19 protein-coding genes and 1 pseudogene are annotated in these 21,463 nt (G+C 68.9%); 7 read left to right on the top strand and 13 right to left on the bottom strand.

Annotated features, from left to right (window positions below):
• Positions 1 to 40: 40 nt before the first annotated feature.
• From DIE04_RS15760 to DIE04_RS15750, 3 genes are all read right to left on the bottom strand, one after another.
• Entirely contained in the window at positions 41 to 907 is an 867-nt protein-coding gene (locus DIE04_RS15760; RefSeq protein ID WP_124522069.1) for a CPBP family intramembrane glutamic endopeptidase, read from the bottom strand.
• 82 nt (positions 908 to 989) lie between these two features.
• Complete coding sequence (locus DIE04_RS15755; RefSeq protein WP_124484625.1) at positions 990 to 1,646, bottom strand: VC0807 family protein; 657 nt, start codon at positions 1,644 to 1,646, stop codon at positions 990 to 992.
• Positions 1,647 to 1,859: 213 nt separating this feature from the next.
• Positions 1,860 to 2,924 carry a 2,3-butanediol dehydrogenase gene (locus DIE04_RS15750; RefSeq protein WP_044843313.1) on the bottom strand — a complete coding sequence of 355 codons (1,065 nt, stop codon included), beginning with the start codon at positions 2,922 to 2,924 and terminating at the stop codon, positions 1,860 to 1,862.
• A 562-nt stretch (positions 2,925 to 3,486) separates the two neighbouring features.
• On the opposite strand from DIE04_RS15750, the gene DIE04_RS15745 reads away from it, so the two are divergent.
• A complete protein-coding gene (locus DIE04_RS15745) occupies positions 3,487 to 3,969 on the top strand; it encodes a DUF3331 domain-containing protein (protein ID WP_124522067.1) in 483 nt (160 codons plus the stop codon).
• A gap of 21 nt (positions 3,970 to 3,990) precedes the next feature.
• On the opposite strand, the gene DIE04_RS15740 is transcribed toward DIE04_RS15745, so the two are convergent.
• Positions 3,991 to 5,190 carry a GNAT family N-acetyltransferase gene (locus DIE04_RS15740; protein ID WP_124522066.1) on the bottom strand — a complete coding sequence of 400 codons (1,200 nt, stop codon included), beginning with the start codon at positions 5,188 to 5,190 and terminating at the stop codon, positions 3,991 to 3,993.
• A gap of 197 nt (positions 5,191 to 5,387) precedes the next feature.
• Between DIE04_RS15740 and DIE04_RS15735 the strand changes: the two genes are divergently transcribed.
• Positions 5,388 to 6,860 carry a PLP-dependent aminotransferase family protein gene (locus DIE04_RS15735; RefSeq protein WP_124522064.1) on the top strand — a complete coding sequence of 491 codons (1,473 nt, stop codon included), beginning with the start codon at positions 5,388 to 5,390 and terminating at the stop codon, positions 6,858 to 6,860.
• A gap of 75 nt (positions 6,861 to 6,935) precedes the next feature.
• On the opposite strand, the gene DIE04_RS15730 is transcribed toward DIE04_RS15735, so the two are convergent.
• The gene (locus DIE04_RS15730; RefSeq protein WP_124522062.1) at positions 6,936 to 8,189 is read right to left on the bottom strand and encodes an MFS transporter; all 1,254 of its coding nucleotides are present in this window, start codon (positions 8,187 to 8,189) and stop codon (positions 6,936 to 6,938) included.
• A 141-nt stretch (positions 8,190 to 8,330) separates the two neighbouring features.
• Between DIE04_RS15730 and DIE04_RS15725 the strand changes: the two genes are divergently transcribed.
• Together DIE04_RS15725 and DIE04_RS15720 are read left to right on the top strand one after the other, a co-directional pair.
• A complete protein-coding gene (locus tag DIE04_RS15725) occupies positions 8,331 to 9,206 on the top strand; it encodes a LysR family transcriptional regulator (RefSeq protein WP_124522060.1) in 876 nt (291 codons plus the stop codon).
• 244 nt (positions 9,207 to 9,450) lie between these two features.
• Positions 9,451 to 11,043, top strand: a complete 1,593-nt coding sequence (locus DIE04_RS15720) for a trypsin-like peptidase domain-containing protein (protein WP_185500364.1) — start codon at positions 9,451 to 9,453, stop codon at positions 11,041 to 11,043.
• A gap of 134 nt (positions 11,044 to 11,177) precedes the next feature.
• On the opposite strand, the gene DIE04_RS15715 is transcribed toward DIE04_RS15720, so the two are convergent.
• Positions 11,178 to 12,146, bottom strand: coding sequence for a helix-turn-helix domain-containing protein (locus DIE04_RS15715; RefSeq protein ID WP_124522056.1), 969 nt, complete (start codon positions 12,144 to 12,146; stop codon positions 11,178 to 11,180).
• A gap of 490 nt (positions 12,147 to 12,636) precedes the next feature.
• Here DIE04_RS15715 and DIE04_RS15710 point away from each other — a divergent pair, with 490 nt between their 5' ends.
• Positions 12,637 to 13,722 (top strand): helix-turn-helix domain-containing protein, encoded by a 1,086-nt coding sequence (locus DIE04_RS15710; protein WP_260426907.1) that lies wholly within the window; start codon positions 12,637 to 12,639, stop codon positions 13,720 to 13,722.
• A 180-nt stretch (positions 13,723 to 13,902) separates the two neighbouring features.
• On the top strand, positions 13,903 to 14,505 hold the full coding sequence (locus DIE04_RS15705; protein ID WP_124522052.1) for a J domain-containing protein: 603 nt from the start codon (positions 13,903 to 13,905) through the stop codon (positions 14,503 to 14,505).
• A 183-nt stretch (positions 14,506 to 14,688) separates the two neighbouring features.
• On the opposite strand, the gene DIE04_RS15700 is transcribed toward DIE04_RS15705, so the two are convergent.
• Positions 14,689 to 14,922, bottom strand: a complete 234-nt coding sequence (locus DIE04_RS15700) for a hypothetical protein (RefSeq protein WP_011549124.1) — start codon at positions 14,920 to 14,922, stop codon at positions 14,689 to 14,691.
• Between the two features lie 324 nt (positions 14,923 to 15,246).
• Here DIE04_RS15700 and DIE04_RS15695 point away from each other — a divergent pair.
• Positions 15,247 to 15,555 (top strand): annotated as a pseudogene (locus DIE04_RS15695) (MFS transporter); the annotation flags it as partial.
• Positions 15,556 to 15,743: 188 nt separating this feature from the next.
• Here the strand turns inward: DIE04_RS15695 and DIE04_RS15690 are convergent.
• The 6 genes from DIE04_RS15690 to cobA form a co-directional block, all read right to left on the bottom strand.
• Positions 15,744 to 16,442 (bottom strand): fumarylacetoacetate hydrolase family protein, encoded by a 699-nt coding sequence (locus tag DIE04_RS15690; protein ID WP_124522050.1) that lies wholly within the window; start codon positions 16,440 to 16,442, stop codon positions 15,744 to 15,746.
• 129 nt (positions 16,443 to 16,571) lie between these two features.
• Positions 16,572 to 17,513, bottom strand: coding sequence for a helix-turn-helix transcriptional regulator (locus DIE04_RS15685; RefSeq protein ID WP_044843331.1), 942 nt, complete (start codon positions 17,511 to 17,513; stop codon positions 16,572 to 16,574).
• A 203-nt stretch (positions 17,514 to 17,716) separates the two neighbouring features.
• Positions 17,717 to 18,316: a uracil-DNA glycosylase family protein gene (locus DIE04_RS15680; RefSeq protein WP_124484636.1), complete on the bottom strand. Its 600-nt coding sequence runs from the start codon at positions 18,314 to 18,316 to the stop codon at positions 17,717 to 17,719.
• Between the two features lie 119 nt (positions 18,317 to 18,435).
• A complete protein-coding gene (locus tag DIE04_RS15675; RefSeq protein ID WP_124522048.1) occupies positions 18,436 to 19,479 on the bottom strand; it encodes a CmpA/NrtA family ABC transporter substrate-binding protein in 1,044 nt (347 codons plus the stop codon).
• Between the two features lie 5 nt (positions 19,480 to 19,484).
• Positions 19,485 to 20,081 (bottom strand): ANTAR domain-containing response regulator, encoded by a 597-nt coding sequence (locus tag DIE04_RS15670; RefSeq protein WP_124522046.1) that lies wholly within the window; start codon positions 20,079 to 20,081, stop codon positions 19,485 to 19,487.
• Between the two features lie 171 nt (positions 20,082 to 20,252).
• Positions 20,253 to 21,014: a uroporphyrinogen-III C-methyltransferase gene (cobA, locus tag DIE04_RS15665; protein ID WP_124522044.1), complete on the bottom strand. Its 762-nt coding sequence runs from the start codon at positions 21,012 to 21,014 to the stop codon at positions 20,253 to 20,255.
• Positions 21,015 to 21,463: the final 449 nt, after the last annotated feature.

Raw genomic sequence — 21,463 nt, 5'->3', positions numbered from 1 at the left:
CGACCGCGCGAAACCGGCGGGATGCCGCCGCGTGCGGCGTTCAGCGTGCGGCGGCGAACATCGGATAGGTGAACAGCGCGAAGTGGATCACGTTCAGCCCCGCATGCGCGAGCGCGGATGCGAGCAGTCCGCCGCGCCGCCATGCGAGGCCGTAGCCGATGCCGGCCACCGTGCCGAGCGCGATCCAGGGCCAGCCGCCGGCCGCGTGCGCGGCGCCGAACAGCCCAGCGCCGATCGCGAGCGCGGCCCACGGCCCCCAGCCGAACCGGCCGAGCACGCGCGTGAGCCCGCCTTGCACGTAGCCGCGGAACAGCGCTTCCTCGGCGAGCGTGACGAGCAGCACATTGTTGACGAGCCACATCCAGCCCGACGCCGGCCATTTCGGCGCCCAGCCGACCATGCCGAACGCGAGCGCGCCGGCCAGGCAGGCCGCCGCCGTCGCGACGGCCGCCACGGCGCCGGTGCGCAGCGCGCGTGCCGGCGGGACGTCCGGCGCCACCCACGGCAGCGCCCACAGCAGCCACAGGCCGACGAGCGGCTTGTCGAAATTCAGGTACATCGTGAACGGCACGGCATCCGGCGTGAAACGCGTCGGCTCGATCACGCGCGGATTGTGGAAGCCGGGAAGCAGGTGCAGGCTCAGCGCGATCGCGAGCGCGGCAAACACGACGTGCGCGACGATCCGCAGCGCGAGCGGGCGGCCCGGCGCGACGCCCCAGGCGGCGGCCGCGAGCAGCGCGAGCGGCGCGAGCACGATCGGTTCGAGCTTGCCGAACGCCAGCGCGCCGGCATAGCCGAGCGCGGCAACGGCGATGCTCAGGCCATGCAGCGGGCGCTGCCACGCGAACGCGGCGGCCGCGAACAGTGCGAGCCAGATCGTGGCACACGGGAGAAGCGAGAGAGACATGGGGCGATGCAGGCGGCGAACGAGAGCCGCGCATCATACCCCAGCGGCCGTGACGGCCGCGCCGGGCGGACGGGGCGGGCGCTCAGCGGCCGGCGATCTCGGTGACGCCGTCGCGGGTCGGGATGTCGACGCTGTTGCGCTCGCGCATCCGCCGCCGGTACCAGAAGGTCCACAGCAGCAGCGTGCCGAACACCGTGTAGCCCATGATCGGCGACACGACGAGCACGCGCTCGACGGGCCAGGTGACGACCATCCACAGGCGCAGCAGCATCTCCAGCGTCATGCAGGCGCCCCACACGAAGGTCATCAGGCGCAGCATCTGGCGCAGCCCCGGCTGCTCGGCCCAGACCGTCTCGAAACGCGCGGCGCCGCCGGCCATCTCGCGGGCCACCGTCGCGCGCGCGAGATAGAAGATCAGCGGACGATCGCGGAACAACGACAGCAGGAACACGACGCCGATCGTGCCGGACGCGAGCGATTCGCGCATCAGCAGCGTGCGCGCGCTGCCGCCGAGCGCCATGCCGGCGATCGACAGCGCGATGCCGAGCAGCACGACGGCGGCCACCGCATCGATGCGGCGCGAGCGGATGAATTCGACGACGGACCAGACGATGGGCGGAATCGCCGACGCGTACAGCGCGCCGGTTTCGCCGAAATACGGATGCGCGACCCGGTACGCGACCCAGGGCAGCATCAGGTTGACGAAGAGTTCGAGGATCAGGCCGGCTCGTGGTTTCACGGAAGCGGGCGCGCGGGTGGCGCGCGGGGCGGTGATGTCGCTTCGAGTATATCGAAGTCCGACCCCGCGCGCCGCACCGGCGCGGTTGTGCACGCACCGAAAACGGGCGGAAACATGCGGTGGCCCGGGGCGGGGCCGCGCCCGGGATGCCCCGGGACCGTTCGGTGCCGCGTCCGGCCGCCGCGCGGCCGTCATCGTCCGGTCAACGGTTCGTCAGGCGGCCGCGGGCTGGACGATGATCTTCACGTTCCGGTCCTTGTGGTTGACCAGCTCCTCGAAGCCGTGCGTGACGATGTCGCCGAGCGTGATCCGGCCGGTGATCAGCGGCTGCACGTCGATGCGGCCGTCCGCGATGAAGCGGATCACGTCCGCGAATTCGCCGTTGTACGCGAGCGAGCCGATCACTTCCTTCTCGGTCGACACGATGTCGAAGAAGTTGAACGACGTCGGCTCCTCGAAGATGCCGACCATCACCGACTTGCCGGCCTTGCGGATCACGTCGATCGCGAGCTGCGCGGTGGCCGTGTGCCCGATGCACTCGAACGACACGTCGGCGCCGTAGCCGCCCGTCAGCGCCTTGACTTCCGCGACCGCGTCGGACGCCTTCGGATCGATCACGACCGTCGCGCCGACCTCCAGCGCCTTCTGCTTGCGCGCGGCCGACATTTCCAGCGCGATCACGCGTCCGGCGCCCGCGGCCTTCGCGCACATGATCGTGCACAGGCCGATCGTGCCGGCACCGACCACGACGACGGTCTGGCCGACGATGTTGCCGGCCTTCTTCACCGCATGCAGCCCGACCGCGAGCGGCTCGATCAGCGCGCCGGCCTCCGTCGGGAAGTTGTCGGGCAGCTTGTACAGCAGCTCGGCCGGCACGTTCACGAATTCGGCGAACGCGCCGTTGTTCATCAGCCCGGTGAACGCGAGGTTCTCGCAGATGTTGTACAGCCCGTGCCGGCAATACCAGCAGGTGCCGCAATGCTGGCAGGCGTCGGCCGTCACGCGCTCGCCGACCGCGAAGCCCGTCACGCCCGCGCCGAGCGCCGCGATCTCGCCGCTGAACTCGTGGCCGAGGATGCACTGGCCCTTCAGGCCCGTCAGCGGATGCGGTGCGTCGACGGGAATGAACACGGGCCCGGCGACGTACTCGTGCAGGTCGGAGCCGCAGATCCCGCACCAGTGCACGCGGATCTGGACCCAGCCGGCCGGCGGATGCGCCGGAACGGGAACCTCTTCGACGCGGATGTCGTGGCGGCCATGCCAGACGGCGGCCTTCATGCTGGGAGCGGTGTTCGATGCCGGTGTACTCACGTTGCTGTCTCCGTCAGGTTGTCGTCGGACGCGCGACCCAGGGGGCCGGTTCGTCCGTCGCGCGATTGCGCGAGCGACCGACATGCAGGAACGGGGCCAGCTCGAATCGGCGCTCGGGTGGCGAAGGCGCCGGGCGGGCCGTGTGCGATGCAGCAGGCCGCGCTGCATCGACGTCAGCCGGGGCCGGGCGAGTCAAACGCGAAATTTGCTGCGATTGCGACGGGACGCGGCGGGTGAGACGCCGGGACATTCGTCTCAGCCGTTTGAGACGAAACGCGAGACGCGCGGTTCGGTCGTGGGCGTCGTAGCCGCGGTCGTTGCGGTCCATTGGCGATCAGCGAAACGCATCGTTGCGCATGTTTCCCCTTTACTTGAAGTTAACTTCAATTTGTATCATCTGCGGCAATGTCCGATCGCCATGCGTGCATGGCGGTTGCACCGGAGGCGGGGTGCATGACCGAATCGGTCGTTGCTGCCGTGCGAAGGGCCGAGCGCGGCTCGTCTCAATCTTCACGGAATGTCGTCAAGCATGCCAAACGTTATCGAATGCCTGATCTGCGAGTATGTGTCGTACCACATGCTGGTAGCCGAAGAGCGGGACGCGATGCCGTTACCGGCAGACGTCGGGATGGCGCGGCCACAGGAGCGTGCCGATCGCGCGCCGACTCCGGAGCCTGTCGCACCTGGCGTTTCACCGTTGCGGCCGCAACTGTTCGTGTCGGTTCTGGAAGCGGGCGACGACGGCTTGCTGGTGCGCTGGAGCGAAAGCGGGCGCTGCCATTACGGCGAGCAACGCTGGCGCTTGCGCGTCGCGTTGCAGGCGGGCCGCTGCGCGATCTCCGGGCAGGCGATCGAGCCGGGCGAACCGGTGTACCGGCCGGTGCGGCGGCCGGTGCCGGTCAACGGCGACGAGATGATCCACCCCGCGTCGGTGCCGCCTGCGGCTGGCGCCGCGTGTCGCGCGGCACCAGGCCGCGGCGAGGCGACGGATCCGGTCGATACCCCGGGCTGAGCGACCGGTTGCACTCTCGCGTTACTTGAGATCCTTCCGGTACTGGATGAACCCCGCGTTGTTCGCGAGCTTGTCGTACAGCGCGCGGGCGGTCGTGTTGGTTTCGTGCGTGAGCCAGTACACGCGGCTTGCGCCGGCTTCGCGGGCCCGCTCGTACACGGCTTCGATCAGTGCGCCGCCCGCGCCTTGCCCGCGGGCGTCCGCCGCCGTGAACAGGTCCTGCAGATAGCAGTACGGCCCTTCGGTCCAGCACGAGCGGTGATAGATCGCGTGCACGATGCCGACCAGCGTACCCGACGCGTCGAAGGCGCCGAGCGCGAACATCGGTTCGGCGGGATCCATCAGGCGCGCCCATGTCGTCGCGAACACGGCGTCGCTCAGCGCGGTCTCGTAGAAAGTCTGGTAGCCCTGCCACAGCGGGCGCCACGCGGCTTCGTCGGAGGCCACGAGCGGCCGGACCGTGACGCGCGTCGCGTCGTTCGCGCGGCCGGCCGCGTCGCGCGCACGCGCCCGCGCGTGGCGGATCGCGACGAGCGTCTCGCGCTGCGTACCGCTGGCGTCGAAGTTCTCCGGCGCGAGCCAGGCTTCGAACGCGGCGCGCACGTCCGGCCATTCGCCGTCAACGATCGAGAACCATGCCGTGTCGCGGTTGCGGCCCTTGTAGATGATCGCCTGCCGGAACGTGCCTTCGTAACGGAAGCCGAGCCGCGCGGCCGCCTTGCGCGACGGTTCGTTGAGGTCGTCGCACTTCCATTCGTAGCGCCGGTAGCCGAGCGTGTCGAACGCGTACTTCATCAGCAGGTACTGCGCTTCGGTCGAAATCGGCGTGCGCTTCAGTAGCGGCGAGAAGGTGACGGAACCGACCTCGATCACGCCGTTGGCCGGGTCGATGCGCATCAGCGCGAGCGTGCCGACGGCGCGGTTCGTCGCGCGGTCGATCACCGTGTAGTGCAGCGGATCGGCGCTGGCCGCCGCGCCGCGCGCGTAGTCGCGGTAGCTCGACTCGTCGGCGTACGGCCCGTGCGCGAGATAGGTCCAGTCGCTGCCGTCCGGCGCCTGCGCGTACGCGGCGTACAGGTCGGCGGCATGGCGGTCGGCGTCGAGCGGTTCGAGGCGGCAGTAGCGGCCCTCGAGCACGATGCGTTCCGGGCGAGGGCGCGCGGACCAGTCGGGAACGGGGTGGCCGATGGGCTGCTGGAAGTCGTTGGTGAGCGTGGACAAGGTCGATCTCGCTTCGGTTGGCGGCCGGCGACATGCCGGCATGCAGACGATCGTAGTCCCGGCGAGGTACCATGAGAAGCGCCAGACGACAGCAAATTTATGGTGCCACGAAGGTGCCACGAACGCGCCGCGCCGGTGCCATGCCGGCGCCGCGATCGGCGCGCCATGCACCGAGACTTCCACGCCGCGATATCCCGATGACGACTGCCTTTCCTTCCGGCGACGCACCGCTGTTGCCGCTCGACGCGCCGCTCGCGCGCACGGCCGGCGCGCCTTCGTTGCAGCGGCAACTGCTGCGCCGCGTGCGCGACGCGATTCTCGGCGGTGCGATGCCGGCCGGAACGCGGCTGCCCGGCACGCGCGCGCTGGCCGAGACGCTCGGCGTGTCGCGCAACACGACGGCGGCCGTCTACGAGCAACTCGTCGCCGAAGGCTTCCTGCAATCCGATCGCCGCGGAACGCGCGTGGTCGGCCTGTCGCGGCCGGCCACGCCGCGCCGGCGGGTCGCACCGCCGGCCGTCGCGCAGCGGCTCGGCCGGATCCGCCCGAGCCTGATCGGCGCCGGCGAGTCGGAAGGCTTCCGGCCGGGCGTGCCCGCGCTGTCGCATTTCCCGGTGGATGCATGGCGGCATGCGATCGACCGCGCGCTGCGCCGCGCCGGCCGCGACCTGCTCGCGTATGGCGACCCGCTCGGCGAACGCGCGCTGCGCGAGTCGATCGCGCGCCACCTGGCCGTGACGCGCGGCGTGCGCTGCGATCCGGAGCAGATCGTGATCACCGAAGGCGCGCAGGGCGCGATCGCGCTGTGCGCGCAGTTGCTGACGAACCCCGGCGACACGGTCTGGGTCGAGGAGCCCGGCTATCGCGGTGCGCGCACCGCGATGCAGGCGGCCGATCTCGACGTCGTGCCGATGCCGGTCGACGCGGAGGGGCTGCGCGCGGCCGACACGGACTGGCGCGAACGGACGCCCCGGCTCGTCTACACCACGCCGTCGAACCAGTTCCCGACCGGCGCGGTGCTGTCGATCTCGCGCCGGCTCGCGCTCATCGACGCCGCACGCCGGCATCGCGCGTGGATCATCGAGGACGATTACGACAGCGAGTTTCGGCATACCGGCGAGCCGATCGGCGCGTTGCACGGGCTCGCGGCCGATTCGCCGGTCGTCTATCTCGGCTCGTTCAGCAAGACGATGTTTCCGGCCTTGCGGATCGGCTTTCTCGTGTTGCCCGACGCGCTGCTCGCCGCAGTGCGGCCAGCGTTGCCGGAGATGCTGCGCGGCGGCACGCGCCACGTGCAGCTCGCGCTCGCCGATTTCATCGAGACGGGGGAGTACGGGCGCCATCTCGGGCGGATGCGACGGCTGTATCGCGACCGGCGGCGCTCGCTGCTCGCCGCGCTGGACGACGCGTTCACCGTGCCGCATCAGGTCGAGGGCGGGCCGTGCGGGCTGCATCTGGCGTTGCGGCTGCCGGCCCGTTATCGCGACCGCGCGATCGTCGAAGCGGCGCGCGCGCACGGGATCGGGCCGTTCCCGCTGTCGGGGTTCTCGATCCACGCGACGTCGCTGGCAAACGGGCTCGTGCTCGGGTTCGGCAATACGTCGGCCGATGCGTTCGCGCCGATGCTGCGGACGCTGTCGACGATCGCGCATCGGGTCGCGGGCGAGTGAGGCGCAGTCGCATCGCCGCGAATTCACCGCAAATCCGCCGCCAATCACCGGGAGGCGCAGCGGGCGAGCCGGTGCTTACCGCACGCGTTCCGCGCGCATGATCCGGTGCGCCGCCGCCAGGCCGAGCACGAGCAGCACCGCGACATACGCGACGACGGCGCTCCACGCCCCGTGTTGCCAGAACGAGCCGCCGACCGAGCCCAGCACGCTCGACCCGAGATAATAGGCCAGCAGGTAGAGCGACGCGGCGTGCCCCTTCGCGGAACCGCCGAGATGCCCGACCCAGCCGCTCGCGACCGCATGGGCGACGAAGAAGCCGATCGTGATCAGCACGATCCCGACGATGATCGCGACGAGCGAATGCGACAGCGTCAGCGCGAGGCCGGCCGCGAACACGAGCATGCCGCTGACGAGGACGGGCGCGCGCCCGAGACGATCGGCGAGCGCACCGGCGCTCGACGAAGACACCATCCCGAACAGATAGGCGCCGAAGATCAGCCCGCAGGCGGTCGCGCTCAGGTTGAACGGTGCGGCCGTCAGCCGGAATCCGGCGTAGTTGTAGACGGTCACGAACGCGCCCATCACGAGGAAGCCGATCGCGAACACGAACGGCAGCCGCGCGTGATGCAGCTGCGCGTTCCACAGCCGCAGATGGTGACGCAGCGTCAGGTCGGTGCGCTTCACGAAGCGTCGCGACTGCGGCAGCAGCATCACGAACGCGACCGCCGCGACGAGGTCGACCACGCCGATCGTCAGCATCGCGGTGCGCCACGAGAAATACTCTTCGAGCGCGCTCATCCCGATCCGCCCGATCATGCCGCCGAACGCGGTGCCGCCGACGTAAAGTCCCATCGCCAGGCCCAGCCCGTCGGCGGCGATTTCCTCGGCGAGATAGGCCATCGCCACCGCCGGAACGCCGCCGAGCGCGAACCCTTCGAGCGCGCGCCAGAGCAGCAGCAGGTTCCAGTTCGGCGAAATCGCGGCGAGCAGGTTGAACAGCGCGGCCAGCGTCATCGACGCGAACATCAGCCCGCGTCGTCCGACGCGTTCGGACAGCGCGCCGGCGCACAGGATGGAGACCGCCAGCAGCCCGGTCGACAGCGACAGGGACAGCGAGCTCGACGCCGCGCCGATGTTGAACTCGCGTGCGAACGCGGGCAGCAGCGGCTGCACGCAGTACAGCAGCGAGAAGGTGGAAAAGCCGGCGAGGAACAGCGCCAGCGCGATGCGCTTGTAGGCTGCCGAGCGCGGCGACACGCCGATAGGCAGCGCATCCGGCGCGGCGTTCGCGGCGCGATTCGTGGCGGGTGACATTGCGGGAGTGGACATGACAGGTGCCCGATGGGTCAGGGAATGCCCGAATTCTTGCGCACGCTCATGTATATGTCCAATATATGAAATGAACCGTAGCGATACGTTTTTCGACTGGCTCGAACGCCGCCTCCATCTACCCCGGGATCACGTCAACGCATGGAACTTCGGCATCTCCGATACTTTCTGGCCGTGGCGGCCACATCCAACTTCACGAAGGCCGCGGAAACGCTCGGCATGGGTCAGCCGCCGCTCAGCCAGCAGATCAAGGCGCTCGAGAACGAACTCGGCGTGGCGTTGTTCAAGCGGACCGCACGCGGCGCCGAACTGACCGTGGCCGGAGAGGTGTTCGCGGAAGAGGCACGGCGCGTGCTCGCCGACGCGGAGCGCGCGGCGCGGGCGGCAAGACGGGCGGCGCGCGGGGAGATCGGGCAGTTGCGGGTCGGGTTCACCGGGACGGCGGCCTTCAATTCGAAAGTAGCGGACCTGATTCGCCGCTTTCGCGAAGCGTTTCCCGATACGGATCTGACGTTGCAGGAGGCGACCTCCGGCGTGCTGCTCGACGCGCTGGCGGCCGGGCGGCTCGACGTCGCGATCGTTCGTCCGGAACGCCGCATCGCGGACACGCTGCAGGCAGCGGACTGGGACGAGGAGCCGATGTTCGTCGCGATGCCGGTCGCGCATCGGCTCGCGCAGCGGCGTCGGATCGATCTGGCGGAGCTGGCCGACGAGGCGTTCGTGCAGGTGCCGCGCGAAGCGGGCAGCGCGCTGTTCGACGACATCGTCGCCGCGTGCAATGCCGCCGGCTTCCAGCCGCGCATGGCGCAGCCCGCGCCGCAAATCGCTTCGGCGGTGACGCTCGTCGCGGCCGGGCTCGGCGTGTCGATCGTGCCGAAGGCGATCACGCAGGTGCAGGTCGCGGGCGTCGTGTATCGGCAGGTCGCGGGCAACGGGCTGCGCGCGAGGCTCGCGATTGCGTCGCGGCGCGACGATCCGTCGGCGGTGGTGCGCAATTTTCTGGCGCTGGCCTGGTAGCGCGGGACGCATTGCGTCGCGCCTCGCCGCCGCGTCGGGGGAATGTTCCGATTGACGAACCGCGAACTTTGTCCGGAACGAACGCTGTCGCGGTTCCGCCGCTGCCCGACCACCCGGCATGCGGGTTTCGATTCGTATGTTCCGGAGGTGGCGTGGACTATAAATGGAGGGGTGTACCGGTGCTTGTCGGGCGTCCGCGCGTCTCGCGCGGGTCGGCGTCGCGACTGCCCGGGGGAGGTGCACCGTGGTTCGCCAGACGCTTGCTCGCGCCGTGCTTCGCACCGCGTTGATCGGGGGCGTGTTCGCCCTGGTTTTGGCGGCGCCGCCGGCCGCTGCCGGGACCATCGCGCCGCTCGCCACGCCACCGGTGATGAAGAACAGGCCCGCCGCACGGTCTTACTCGATGCCGGTCGACTTCTCGGCGATCGTCGATCGCTACGGCCCGACGATCGTGACCGTCATGACCGCGGCGACCGACCAGCAGGCCGGCGGACCGTCCTTCGTGTACCTCGATCCCGACGATCCGCTTGCCGCGTTCTTCCGCCGCGGCGCGCCGCTGCCGCCCGCGCAAGGCGCGCAGGCGCCTGCGCCTGATACGTCGCCGCGCGCGATCGCGGGCATCGGTTCGGGCTTCATCGTCGGCGCCGACGGGGTGATCCTGACTTCCGCGCATGTCGTCGCCGACGCGACCGATGTGACGGTGCGACTGGCCGATCGTCGAGAGTTGAAGGCGACGGTGGTGACCGTCGATCCGCAGAGCGACGTCGCCGTGCTGCACATCGACGCGACAAAGCTGCCGGTCGTGCATATCGGCGATTCGTCGCGGGTGCGTGCCGGCGAACCGGTGATGACGATCGGCGCGCCGGACGGCTCGGGCAACACGGTCACGGCCGGCATCGTCAGCGCGACGTCGCATGCGCTGCCGGACGGCAGCGCGTTTCCGTTCTTCCAGACCGATATCGCGGTGAACCCCGACAACTCGGGCGGCCCCGTGTTCAATCGCGCGGGCGACGTGATCGGCATCGCGGTGCAGGTCTATACGGATGCCGACCGTTATGCGAGCACGACGTTCGCGATTCCGATCGCACTCGCCATCAAGGTGCGTGCGCAGGTGCAGGCGCAGATGCGGGCCAATGCTCAGGCGCAGCGTGCGTCGTCCGGCAATGCGCTGGGTGTCGACGTGCAGGATGTCGGCGTCGGGCTGGCCGCGGCGTTCGGCCTGCCGCGTCCGGCGGGCGCGCTCGTCAACGGCGTCGATGCCGGCTCGCCCGCCGCCGCGGCCGGCGTGAAGCCCGGTGACGTGATCGTGAAGTTCGGCGGCAAGCCGATCGGACGGTCGGCCGAGCTGAACGACCTGGCCGCCGCGTTGCCGCCCGGCGGAAAGGCGCCGCTGCGGCTGATCCGCAACCGCACGCCGATGATGCTGACGGTCACGGGAGCGGGAGCGGGAGCTGGGGCCGGCGACGCGATCGACACCGCGGCCGCGACGGGCAGCAGTGCGGGCAGTGCGGGCACGGTCGGCACGGCCGGTGCCGCCGGCGTGGCGATGGCCGCCGCGCGGCCGGCAGACTCCGGCGATCGGCTCGGGCTGACGATGCATCCGCTGAGCGACGCCGAACGGCGTTCGACCGGGCTCGCGGTCGGGATGATGGTGGATGCGGTGCACGGGCCGGCCGCGAACGCGGGCATCCGGCCCGGCGACGTCGTGCTCGAACTCAACGACACGCTGCTCGAAACGCCGGACGACGTGCAGGCGCTCGAAGCGAAAGGCGGCGTGATCGCCGTGCTGATTCAGCGCGAGAACGCACGCAAGTTCGTGTCGGTGCGGGCGCGGTAGGGTGTCGACGGGGGCGCGGGGAAGAGCGGCGGCGCTCCGTCGATTCGTCATGTGGACGACGCAGCGCATCCGACGGCTTGACCGAAAACGGCGAACAGGTTGCGACGCGCTTCATCGGCCGATGTACGTTGCACTCACGCCATGCCGGTGGTCGCATCGTTACGCATGCGATATTCAGTCGGCGTTGTCGACAGGTATTTCCGGAACAGCCGCGCCAGTTGGGCGCCACTGTTGATGCCACAGCGACGCGCGACCTTGTCGACCGGCAAGCTCGATTCCACCAGCATCCTGCAGCTCATGTTCAAGCGCGCGCGCTGCAGGTAGTCGGATGGCGTCATGCCGATCTCGCTCTTGAACCTTCTCAGGAAGTTGCGCGCGCTCATGGCCGCGACTTGCGCCGCAGCATCGATCGAGACGGGCCGGTCGACGTTCGCCTCCAGCCAGCGCGCGGATGCCGTGATCTGCTCGCTCACACGTGGCGCGTTGCTCGCCGCAACGAACGCATCCGACGGTGCAGGCGCCGGCATCGCCAGAGACCCGGACACTTGCCGCGCGAGCTCGCCGCCCAAATCGTCTTCGACCACGCGCAACGCAATGCGAATGGCATCAGGCTCGCCGCCCGGCGATCTGGCGGCCTGCATGTCGGGCGTGTCGTTGGCGGCACGAAATCCGCTCGGAAGACCTGCCGCATCCAGGAGAAGCTTTCCGTCTGCGATCGGATGAACGGTTTCGCATAGCGGATGCTGGCGGCGCAGCCAATCGATCAGCCGCTTGTCGCGACAGGCCGGATCAGCAGCCGCTCCGCCTGCGACGAACATGATCTGCTTGCCTTCCACGCGCCGCCGCGAATCGATGCTTTCCGTCCAGACGAAGACCGATGAAGAGGCGGCAATTCTGCCGCCAGCAGCGGACACCAGCGATACGTCATAGCGCGCCTCGCCGGACGGACGAGCTGTGGTCAGCGCACTTGCTTTATGAAAAATCTCGATGATCGCCGCGACGTCGTGCAGTGCAAATCCGTTGGACAGCACAATGTCGACTCGCGTCGGCGCCCCTGCGGTGGGCATCCGCGAGCGAGATAGGGTGGAGTGCTCCGATTCCATCGGTGATTCCCCAAGGATGTTGTTGACCGGCAGCGGCCCGCTTCGGGCTCTGCAACTCGAAGCCGTTGACGCATGCCTTACAGGCGGCCTTCGACAACTATCGCGTGGCCGGATTCGACAGCCTGTGGCCGCCTGAAACAGGCAAGCACCCGCGGACATGCGGCCCCGAGAATTCTAGAAAGGGCGGTCGGGTCGGCTTGACACTCCGTCTCAAAAAAACGGAACTTCTATCGGATGCGCTGGGCCCGGTCGAATTGCCGGAAGCACGAGCGATCAGGCTCGCCTTCGCGCAGGTGGTGAAATCGCGATTCGCAAACGATTGCGTGATGCTGAATAAGCGGGAGGGGACGCGCCGTGTGCTACGGCAAAGCACGTACTGGTATGCTTCCCATGCTGCACTAGCGCGTTCCGGGCGAGCGATTGGATCGATATGGCGTTCAGGAGTGCTGGGCAGATCAAAGCCGGACGAAAATCAGCGAAGAGCGCCGCATTGAACGACGACCCACTACACACTGCGATACCGCCAGGCCGCCTGTTGTTGCCGCCGGAGCGGCCGGTGCTCGCGCCCGGCATCGTGCACAGCAGTTTCAGCGTTCAAGGCGACGCCCGTCGAAGCTTGCTGGCCTGGCAAGAGCGCATGAGTCCCGTCTACGACATATTGCCTTCGTCGAAGCAAGCCGAGGATACGTTCGATGCATCGATGTCCCGTTACACGATCGACAATCTGAGCATCTTCGACTTTCGCACGGGGCCGAACCTGGCCGTGCGATCGTTGGGTCGGGTTTCGACCGAGAGCGTGCGGGATGTGTCGTTCAGCATATACCTTGAAGGATCGCCGGGGCAGTTCCTGGGCGGCAAACCACGGTCCGACGCGCCGCACGTGCCGCACGTGCCAAGTATCCTCGCCCTGGACATGGATCAGCCGTGCACGGTCCGGAGTTTTCATAGCCGGATACTTCTCCTGTTTGTGCCACGCGCACTGGTGGAAAAGTCATTCCCTGATGCGGCGTCGCTGCATGGCCGCTGGATTCACGCTACCGATCCTCTGACGCGCATGCTGATCGAGCATCTGGTGGCGCTCAATAAAACCATCGTCGGACTGAGCAAGGACGAAGCGCATCGGTCCTTGCTCACGGCGGTAGAGTTGATCGTTGCGGCCTTCTGCCGCCAGGCGGGTCTTGCCGGCAATGCCCGCGCGGCGGTCCGCGCTGCTGTATACGGGCAAGTGCGGCGGCACGTCGAGGCAAATCTGCATGATCCGAATTTGTCGCCCGACAGCGTGTTGGCGTCGCTTAATCTCTCACGCGCCAGCGTGTACCGAATATTCGAGCATGAAGGGGGCTTGGCCGCTTATATCCGCAACCGCAGGCTGCGAATGGCGGCCGATGAACTGGTGCGCTTTCCCCATGTGGAGGTACAGGACGTTGCCTCGGGGTTGGGCTTCAATGATGCATCAAGCTTTACTCGTGCATTCCGTCGAGCCTTCGACATCTCGCCGCGAGATTTGCACGAGTACGCACCGTTGTTCCAGCATGGAGATACAAAACGGGAGCGCTTCACGAAGAGGCAGGGTTGAACGGATTGGCTCGTCGACTACGACGAACCTGGGTGGCAGCCGTGTTTCGATAGCCGCTCGAAAGCGGCGCCCCTGACCTGCACTCAGGGTGTCCAGAACCTGGTGAATTCTCGACCCGACGGATGGGCGCCGCGGCGACATGCTACGATCAACGCGATCCGACTTTCATCCGGACGCACCATGACGACAATGTATGAATTGCTCGGTGTGTGCGAGAACGCCACCGACGAGGAAATCAAGCGCGGCTACCGAAAAGCAGCGATGAAAGCGCATCCTGACCGCAATGTCGGGTGCGAAGCGGACGCGCATGCGCGATTTCAGGAGATCAAGGAGGCATACGCGATTCTCTCGGACCCGAAGCTGCGCCGCGTCTATGACACCGTTTACGCAGAGGAAATGCGCCGTCACGCACGGCTTCGCGAAGAAGAGGAACGCCTGAAGGCAGAGCGCGAAGCGGAATATGCGCGGTTCGTGGCATTGGCGATGCGCTTCGCCGAGCAAGGGCACAACCGCGACGTCGTGTTCGGTGTTCTGCTCGGCCGTGATTGCGATGTTCAACTCGCCGAGCGCATTGCCGGCAGTGTGGTCGAGCTGCATGCGTCGCGCCAGCCGGGCGCATCGCGGGACGGGCAGCGTGATGAGCAGATGCCGCAAGGCGACGAGAGGGCGACACAGGAGGCATCGGAGCAGGCACCAAAGAGCGACGCACGAAGGAGTGACGAACACGCGCATACGGATTTTTTCAGCGCTCTGTGGCACGGCGTGTTCGGGCTGCGCCCGTGAGTCCTGGTGGGGGACCGGTTTTGCGAACGCGGAACTTGGCCGCGGTCGGTGGCATCTTCGGGGGAGGTTCTTCGATCGACTGCTTTATGAATTGACGGCTAGTTGGGCAGTGTTCGGCCACAAACGGCCGTTCGACACAGCTTTTTAGATCGTCGACAATCGGTGCAGATAAGGGCGTGGTCTTTAGCGGTTACCGTCGATCAGATCGTTCAGCAGCGCATCGAACGCGGCCTGTGCGTCTTCAAGTTCCTGCAGGGCGGCATCAAAGGTTTGCAGCGCGAACGGCGAGGGCTCGCCGCTGCCTTGCGGCGGAAATTGCTTCTGCATCGAGGCGAACGTACTCTGCACGCGCAGCGTGGCGGCCACCATGCGCTCCATCGCCTGGGTTTCTTCGGCTCGGGCCTGTTCCGGATTCATTCCTCTCTCCTTGGATGGTTTTCTTGAAGACCAGATCGTACACGCTGTGTCCGTTCTTGCCGCCCTTGGCAGAACGATTCCGTTGAGGGTTCCAACGGCACGCTGCGGGAGAAGCAATTTAATCGGGCATGATTCCGCAGTCGCGCCGAGGCCAAGATACTCATCGAGCGTGGCTACAAAATCCCGCTGCAGGTCACAACGATTGGCCGCTTTGGATAAATCCGAAGGGCCGTTCAGGGTCGACAACCGACCTCCCCGGAAATCCACGAAGAACGTCTTTTGCATTGCGCACGTCCACGCGACGCGTGCGGGGTGGGCACCCGCTTGCATCCAAACCTGCCGATCGCTTCCGAGCCGGCTGCACCGCGACACGCAACGCTGATCCTGCTGTGCGCGTTCTCGGTGCTGCCGTTGAGCCTGTTCCTGCCGTCGCTGCCGGCGATCGCGCGCGACCTGCGCGCCGACTATGCGCTCGTCGCGCTGTCGCTAGGCGGCTACGCGGCGGTCGCCGTGTCGCTCGAGTTCGTGATGGGGCCGCTCTCGGACCGGTCCGGGCGGCGACCGATCATGCTGACGCGCCTCGGCATCTTCACGCTCGGGTCGCTGGGCTGTGCGATGGCGACCAGTCCACGGCGATCGCGCTGGCGGCCGCGGTGTGCGTACGAATCTTCGACGCCCGCGAACGGCGCGCGTGATCGACGCGACAGGACCGGCATGCCGATCCGGCGCGATGCGATCGCTGCCCGGATCGACAAGGAGCGATACGACCCGACCCGACAGCCGTCCGACCGACTGCGCGTCGCATGCGCCCGCACGATGCCTTACGGCTTCGCCCCCATCGTGAACTCGAACGTCGCGACGCCGTCGACGCCACCCGTCACGCGGTCGCCCGGCTGCAGCGCGCCGACGCCGGCCGGCGTGCCGGTGAAGATCAGGTCGCCGGCCTTCAGCTCGACCGAGCGCGACACGTACGAGATCACGTCCGGCACGGCCCAGATCATGTCGGCGAGATCGCCTTGCTGGCGCGTTTCGCCATTGACCGCGAGCCAGATCCGGCCGCTTGCCGGATGGCCGGTCGCGGTCGCAGCGCGCAGCGCGGTCACGGGGCCCGACGCATCGAAGCCCTTCGCCCAGTCCCACGGCCGGCTCAGCTTCTTCGCTTCGGCCTGCAGGTCGCGGCGCGTGAGGTCGACGCCGACGCCGTAGCCCCACACGTGCGACAGCGCATCGGCCGGGTCGATCGACCGGCCGTCCTTGCCGATCGCGACGACCAGCTCGATTTCATGATGGAGGTCGTTTGTCAGCGGCGGATACGGGACGGTGCCAGCGGCCGGGACGATCGCGTCGGCCGGCTTCGTGAAGAAGAACGGCGGCTCACGGTCGGGATCGGCGCCCATTTCGCGTGCGTGGTCGGCGTAGTTGCGGCCGACGCAGAACACGCGGCGCACCGGAAAGCGCGCGGACGACTGTTCGACTTCGACGGAAGGACGCTCGGAAGCGTCGATGACGTATGCGGACATCGGATGACCTCGTTCGATGAATAGACGGATGCCGTTGCCCGCGCAATGCGCCGCGGGCCGGCATGCATGGAACGATACCCGACGCATGCGCGCCGGGATGCGACGCAACTGCGCTTTAACCGGACAAATCTACGCGTCGCCGGCCGTCGGCGCTGCGTCGGCGTCCGGCAGCGCGGCGTTGGCATCCCGGTACGCCTTCGGCGACACGCCGACCCGCGCGCGGAAGCGCCGCGCGAAATACCCTTCGTCGCGGAAGCCGACCGAGCGCGCGATGTCGGCGATGCGCCGGCTCGTATGCGCGAGCAGCGACTGCGCGAGCGCGATCCGGCGCTCGGTCACGAGATCGGTGAAGGTGCTGCCGGTTTCCTTGCGCACCAGGTGCGCGAGGTAGTTCGGCGACAGGAATGCGGCCTCGGCGGTGGCCGCGAGCGTCAGGTCCTCGCGGGTCAGGTTCGCGCGCACGTGGCGCAGCACGCGCGCGAGGGCGTCGCGCCGGCCCGCGCGCTGGGCGCCACGCTGCGCGAGCTTGTCGAGCGCGCCCGCGTACTGCGTGCAGACGAGGCCGATCAGCTGCAGCAGGTAGCCGCGCAGCAACGTGGTCGAGCCGAAGGTGCGCACGCGGTCGGCATCGAGCATGCACAGCGCGAGGCGCCGCGCCTCGTCGAACGCGTCGCCGGTCAGGATGAAGTCGAGATGTTCCTGGAAGCGGAACGGCGTCAGCTCCGGAAAGCGCTGCGCGGGGACATCCTCGAGATCGAGCGGATCGACGTCGAGATCGGCGCGCAGGAACGCCTGGCTGAAGTTGATGACGATGAAGTGCGCGCCTTCCGGATGCGGAATCAGGTGTTCTCGGTGCGGCAGCACGAACGCGAGCGCGCCGCGCGGAAACGGCCGCGTGACGCCGCCGATCCGCTGCTCGGTGTCGCCGCCGAGGTTGAACTGGATCTGGAAATACGCGTGCCGGTGCGGCTCGGTGATCGCCTGGCGCGACGCCTGGTCGCGGATGTAGAAATCGAGCCGGTCGCTGCGTTCGGGCATCCCGTACAGGCGCGGCGGGGCGGTGGAGGGCATGAAGGATTCTGCTGTTGGTGACGCGGTTGAGCCGCGATGGTACAGCGAACCGGGCGCGGCCGGAATCCGCGGGCCGATCCGCGCAGGCCGGACGGGCGGGGACACGCTCCATCCGGCCCGGCGACACCGCAATCAGGCGGCCGAACAAAGTCGATGTCGTTCCGGTTCGTCGCGACAGGGAGCAGGGGCGCGCCCGGTTTCGGTCAGCCAGCGATCAGCGGTGCGACGCGCCGCCGCAGTTCCGGCACGACCTCGGCATCGAACCACGGATGGTGCTTGAACCACGCCTGGTTGCGCGGCGACGGATGCGGCAGCGGCAGCACGTCGGGGCCGTAGTCGCGCCACGCGTGCACGGTGTCGGTCAGCGTCGCCTGGCGCGTGTCGCGCAGGAAATGCCGCTGCGCGTACTGGCCGATCAGCAGCGTCAGCCGGATCGACGGCAATTCGGCGAGCAGCCGGTCGATCCACAGTGGCGCGCATTCAGGACGCGGCGGGTTGTCGCCGCTCGCGCCGCGGCCTGGGTAGCAGAATCCCATCGGCACGATCGCGAAGCGGGTCTCGTCGTAGAACGTGTCGGCGTCGACACCGAGCCAGTCGCGCAGCCGCTTGCCGCTGGCATCGTCCCACGGGATGCCGCTCGCATGGACGCGGGCGCCGGGCGCCTGCCCGACGATCAGGATGCGGGCGTCGCGATGGGCGCGCACGACGGGGCGCGGGCCGAGCGGCAGGTCGGCTTCGCAGGCGCGGCACGCGCGGATTTCGGTGAGCAGCACGTCGAGCGGTGTGCGCGTTCGTTTCGGCATCGATTCTGAACGGGGACGGACTGGCGGCGCGGCGAGCCGGAGCGGACCGGCGCATCGGGTCAGGCATTCCGCGGGGCGCGGCATGGTGCTGCGCGGCGGCCCCGGCATCCGTGCCGGGATCACCTGTCCGCCGCACCGCCTTCGGCGACCGCAGCATCATACAACGCCGTCTGCGCGATCGCCGCGGCGATGGCCGCGTCGTCGTGCGTGCCGTCGAGCATGCCCCAGCGGCGGTATTGCAACAGGAACCACCGGCCTTCCTGGGGATCCGGCCGGTTCACGGCGCCGCCGTCGTGGAAGCGGATCGGCAGCGGCGGCTGCGCGAACGGCCCCGGGCCGTAGTCGCCGAGCAGGCGCGGCGCGATCAGCCGGGCCGGTACGCCGAGCGCATCGGGCGACGCGAGCCAGCCGGCCGCGTCGCGACGGTGCGCGGCGCTGTCGAGCCACGCGCACGCATCGACGAGCGTGCGGATCAGCGCGCGCGCGGTGGCCGGATACAGCGCGACGAAATCGCGCCGGGCCGCGAGCACCTTCTCCGGATGATCGGGCCAGATCTCGCTGGTGACGGCGACGGTCCGGCCCGCGCCGCACGCTTCGGCCACCGCGTGCCACGGCTCGCCCGCGCAGAAGCCGTCGAGTTCGCCGCTCGCGAGCGCCGCGACCATCTCGGGCGGCGGAATCACGACGCTGCGCACGTCGCGCAACGGATCGATGCCGTGCGACGCGAGCCAGTGGTTCAGCCACATCGCATGCGTGCCGGTCGGGAAGGTCTGCGCGAGCAGCGGCTTGCGTCCGAGCGTCGCGAGCGCCGCGCGGACGTCGCCGCTGGCGCGGTAGGCGTCGGCGAGGCCGCGGGCGAACGTGATCGCCTGGCCGTTGCGGTTCAGCACCATCAGCGCGGCCATGTCGGCCTGCGGGCCGCCGATGCCGAGCTGCAGCCCGCACACGAGCCCGTACAGCGCGTGCGCGGCGTCGAGTTCGCCGCTCAGCAGCTTGTCGCGCACGGCGGCCCAGGACGGCTGGCGGCTCAGTTCCAGCGTCAGGCCGTGGCGCGCGCCGAGATTCAGCTGCTGCGCGACGATCAGCGGGGCCGCGTCGCTCAGCGCGACGAACCCGAGACGAAGATGCGCGCGTTCCGGCGCGGCGGGAGGCGAAGGGTTCATGGCATTCATGACGGTTGGGACGCATCGAGCAGTTGCCGCGCGACGTCGACGATGCGCAGGCCCTGGTCCATCGCGCGCTTGCGCAGCAACGCATACGCATCGTGCTCGGACAGCCTGCGCTGATCCATCAGCAGGCGCTTCGCGCGATCGATCAGCTTGCGTTCGGCGAGCTCGCGCTCGACGTCGGCGAGCCGGCGGCGCAGCGCATCGTCGTGCGAGAAGCGCGCAAGCGCGACTTCGAGGATCGGCGCGAGGCGCTCGGCCGACAGCCCTTCGACGAGATACGCGCTGACGCCGGCGCCGACCGCCGCGTGAATCAGCGCCTGGTCGGCATCGTGGCTGAACATCAGCACGGGGCGCGGCGCGGTCGCGTGCATCACGGCCAGTTGCTCGAGCGTGTCGCGCGACGGCGAATCGGTATCGATGATCACGACGTCGGGGCGCTGCTCCTCGACGGCCGCGGGCAGGCGCGCGGGCGTCGCGACGTCGTTGAGCATCTCGTAGCCGAGGCGCGCGAGCGCGTCGCCGAGTTCGCCGATCGGCTTGTCGGTGTCGGTGACGAGCAGCACGCGCAGGCGTGCGGGCGGGACGGACGAACTCATGACGCGAACGGGGACGGACCGGCTTCGGTGCAAGGGTTGAACGGGGGTTGCGGGGTGCGGGCGGAAGTCGATGTGCGCGGAACCTCGCGCATGCATCCCCGGCAGCCGGCGTGAACGCGGCCGCGGTGAGCGGAACGGGCGTGCGGACGGTGCCGCGTGACGTGACCCATGCTACGCCGCCCGCGACAGGAGCGCCTCGCCGGCGACATCGGTGCACCGCACGGCGGTTTCGCCGATCGCCGCGCCGACCAGCATCACGGCCGGGCTGCCGAGCCCGGCCGCCGCGACGCCGCGCGCGAGGCCGCCGAGCGTGCCTGCCCAGCGGCGCTCGTGCGGCGTGCCGGCCCACTGCACGGCGGCGGCCGGCGTCGACGCGGGCAAGGCGGCGAGCAGGCCCGCCGCGATGCTGTCGACGCGGCTCATGCCCATGTAGATCGCGAGCGTGGTGCCGGTCGCCGCGAGCGCCGCCCAGTCGGGTTCGCCGTGGTCCTGGCGGTGTGCGGTGACGAACGTGACGCCCTGGCAGTGCTCGCGGTGCGTGAGCGAGATGCCGAGGCTCGCGGCGGCCGCGAAGCCCGACGAGATGCCGTTGACGATGTCGACGGGAATCGCGGCGGCGCGCAGCGTCGCGAGTTCCTCGCCGGCGCGGCCGAACAGCAGCGCGTCGCCGCCCTTGACGCGCACGACGTGCGCGCCGCGCAGCGCGCAGCGGCGCATCAGTTTCTCGATGAACGCCTGCGGCGTGGAGCGGCAGCCGCCGCGCTTGCCGACGCGGATCACGCGCGCGTGCGGCGCGAGTTCGACGATGCCGGGCGCGACGAGATCGTCGAGCAGCAGCACGTCGGCGGCCGCCAGCGCCTTCACGGCCTTCAGTGTGAGGAGATCGGGATCGCCGGGCCCGGCGCCCAGCAGCGTGACTTTTCCAGTCGTCATGTCGTGTTCCAGTGCCGCGTGCGTGCGGCGATCGATAACGCATTGTTGCTTGCGGCGGCGGCGGGCGGTCGACGCGATCGCGACATCCGGCCGTGCCGGGCACGGGGGGACGTCGTTGTCCTGATCTGTTGCGCCCGCCTGCAACGGCGGGCCCGACTTGCGGGGACTGCCCACCGGCGCCGTTGCCGGTGTGGTCCGGAATCAGCAATATCCGGGCCAACCTGCTCGAACCGGGCGGCGAGCGCGGCAACAGACGTGGCGACAAATGCGGCAATAAGTGCGGCGATACACACGGCGCGACCGCCACGACGGACGCCGGCCCGCATGCGGCCGCGGGGCCGCGGCGCACGCGATGCCGCATCGGCGTGCATCGCGGCCCCGTCCACGCGCACCGCGATGTCGCACGGCGACAGTGCTGCAGCGCACCGTATCTGTGCCTCGCTGCATCC

Origin of the sequence: Burkholderia sp. Bp8994, assembly GCF_003853805.1 — a bacterium.
Classification (GTDB): domain Bacteria; phylum Pseudomonadota; class Gammaproteobacteria; order Burkholderiales; family Burkholderiaceae; genus Burkholderia.
This window is presented reverse-complemented; position numbering and strand designations above follow the sequence as displayed.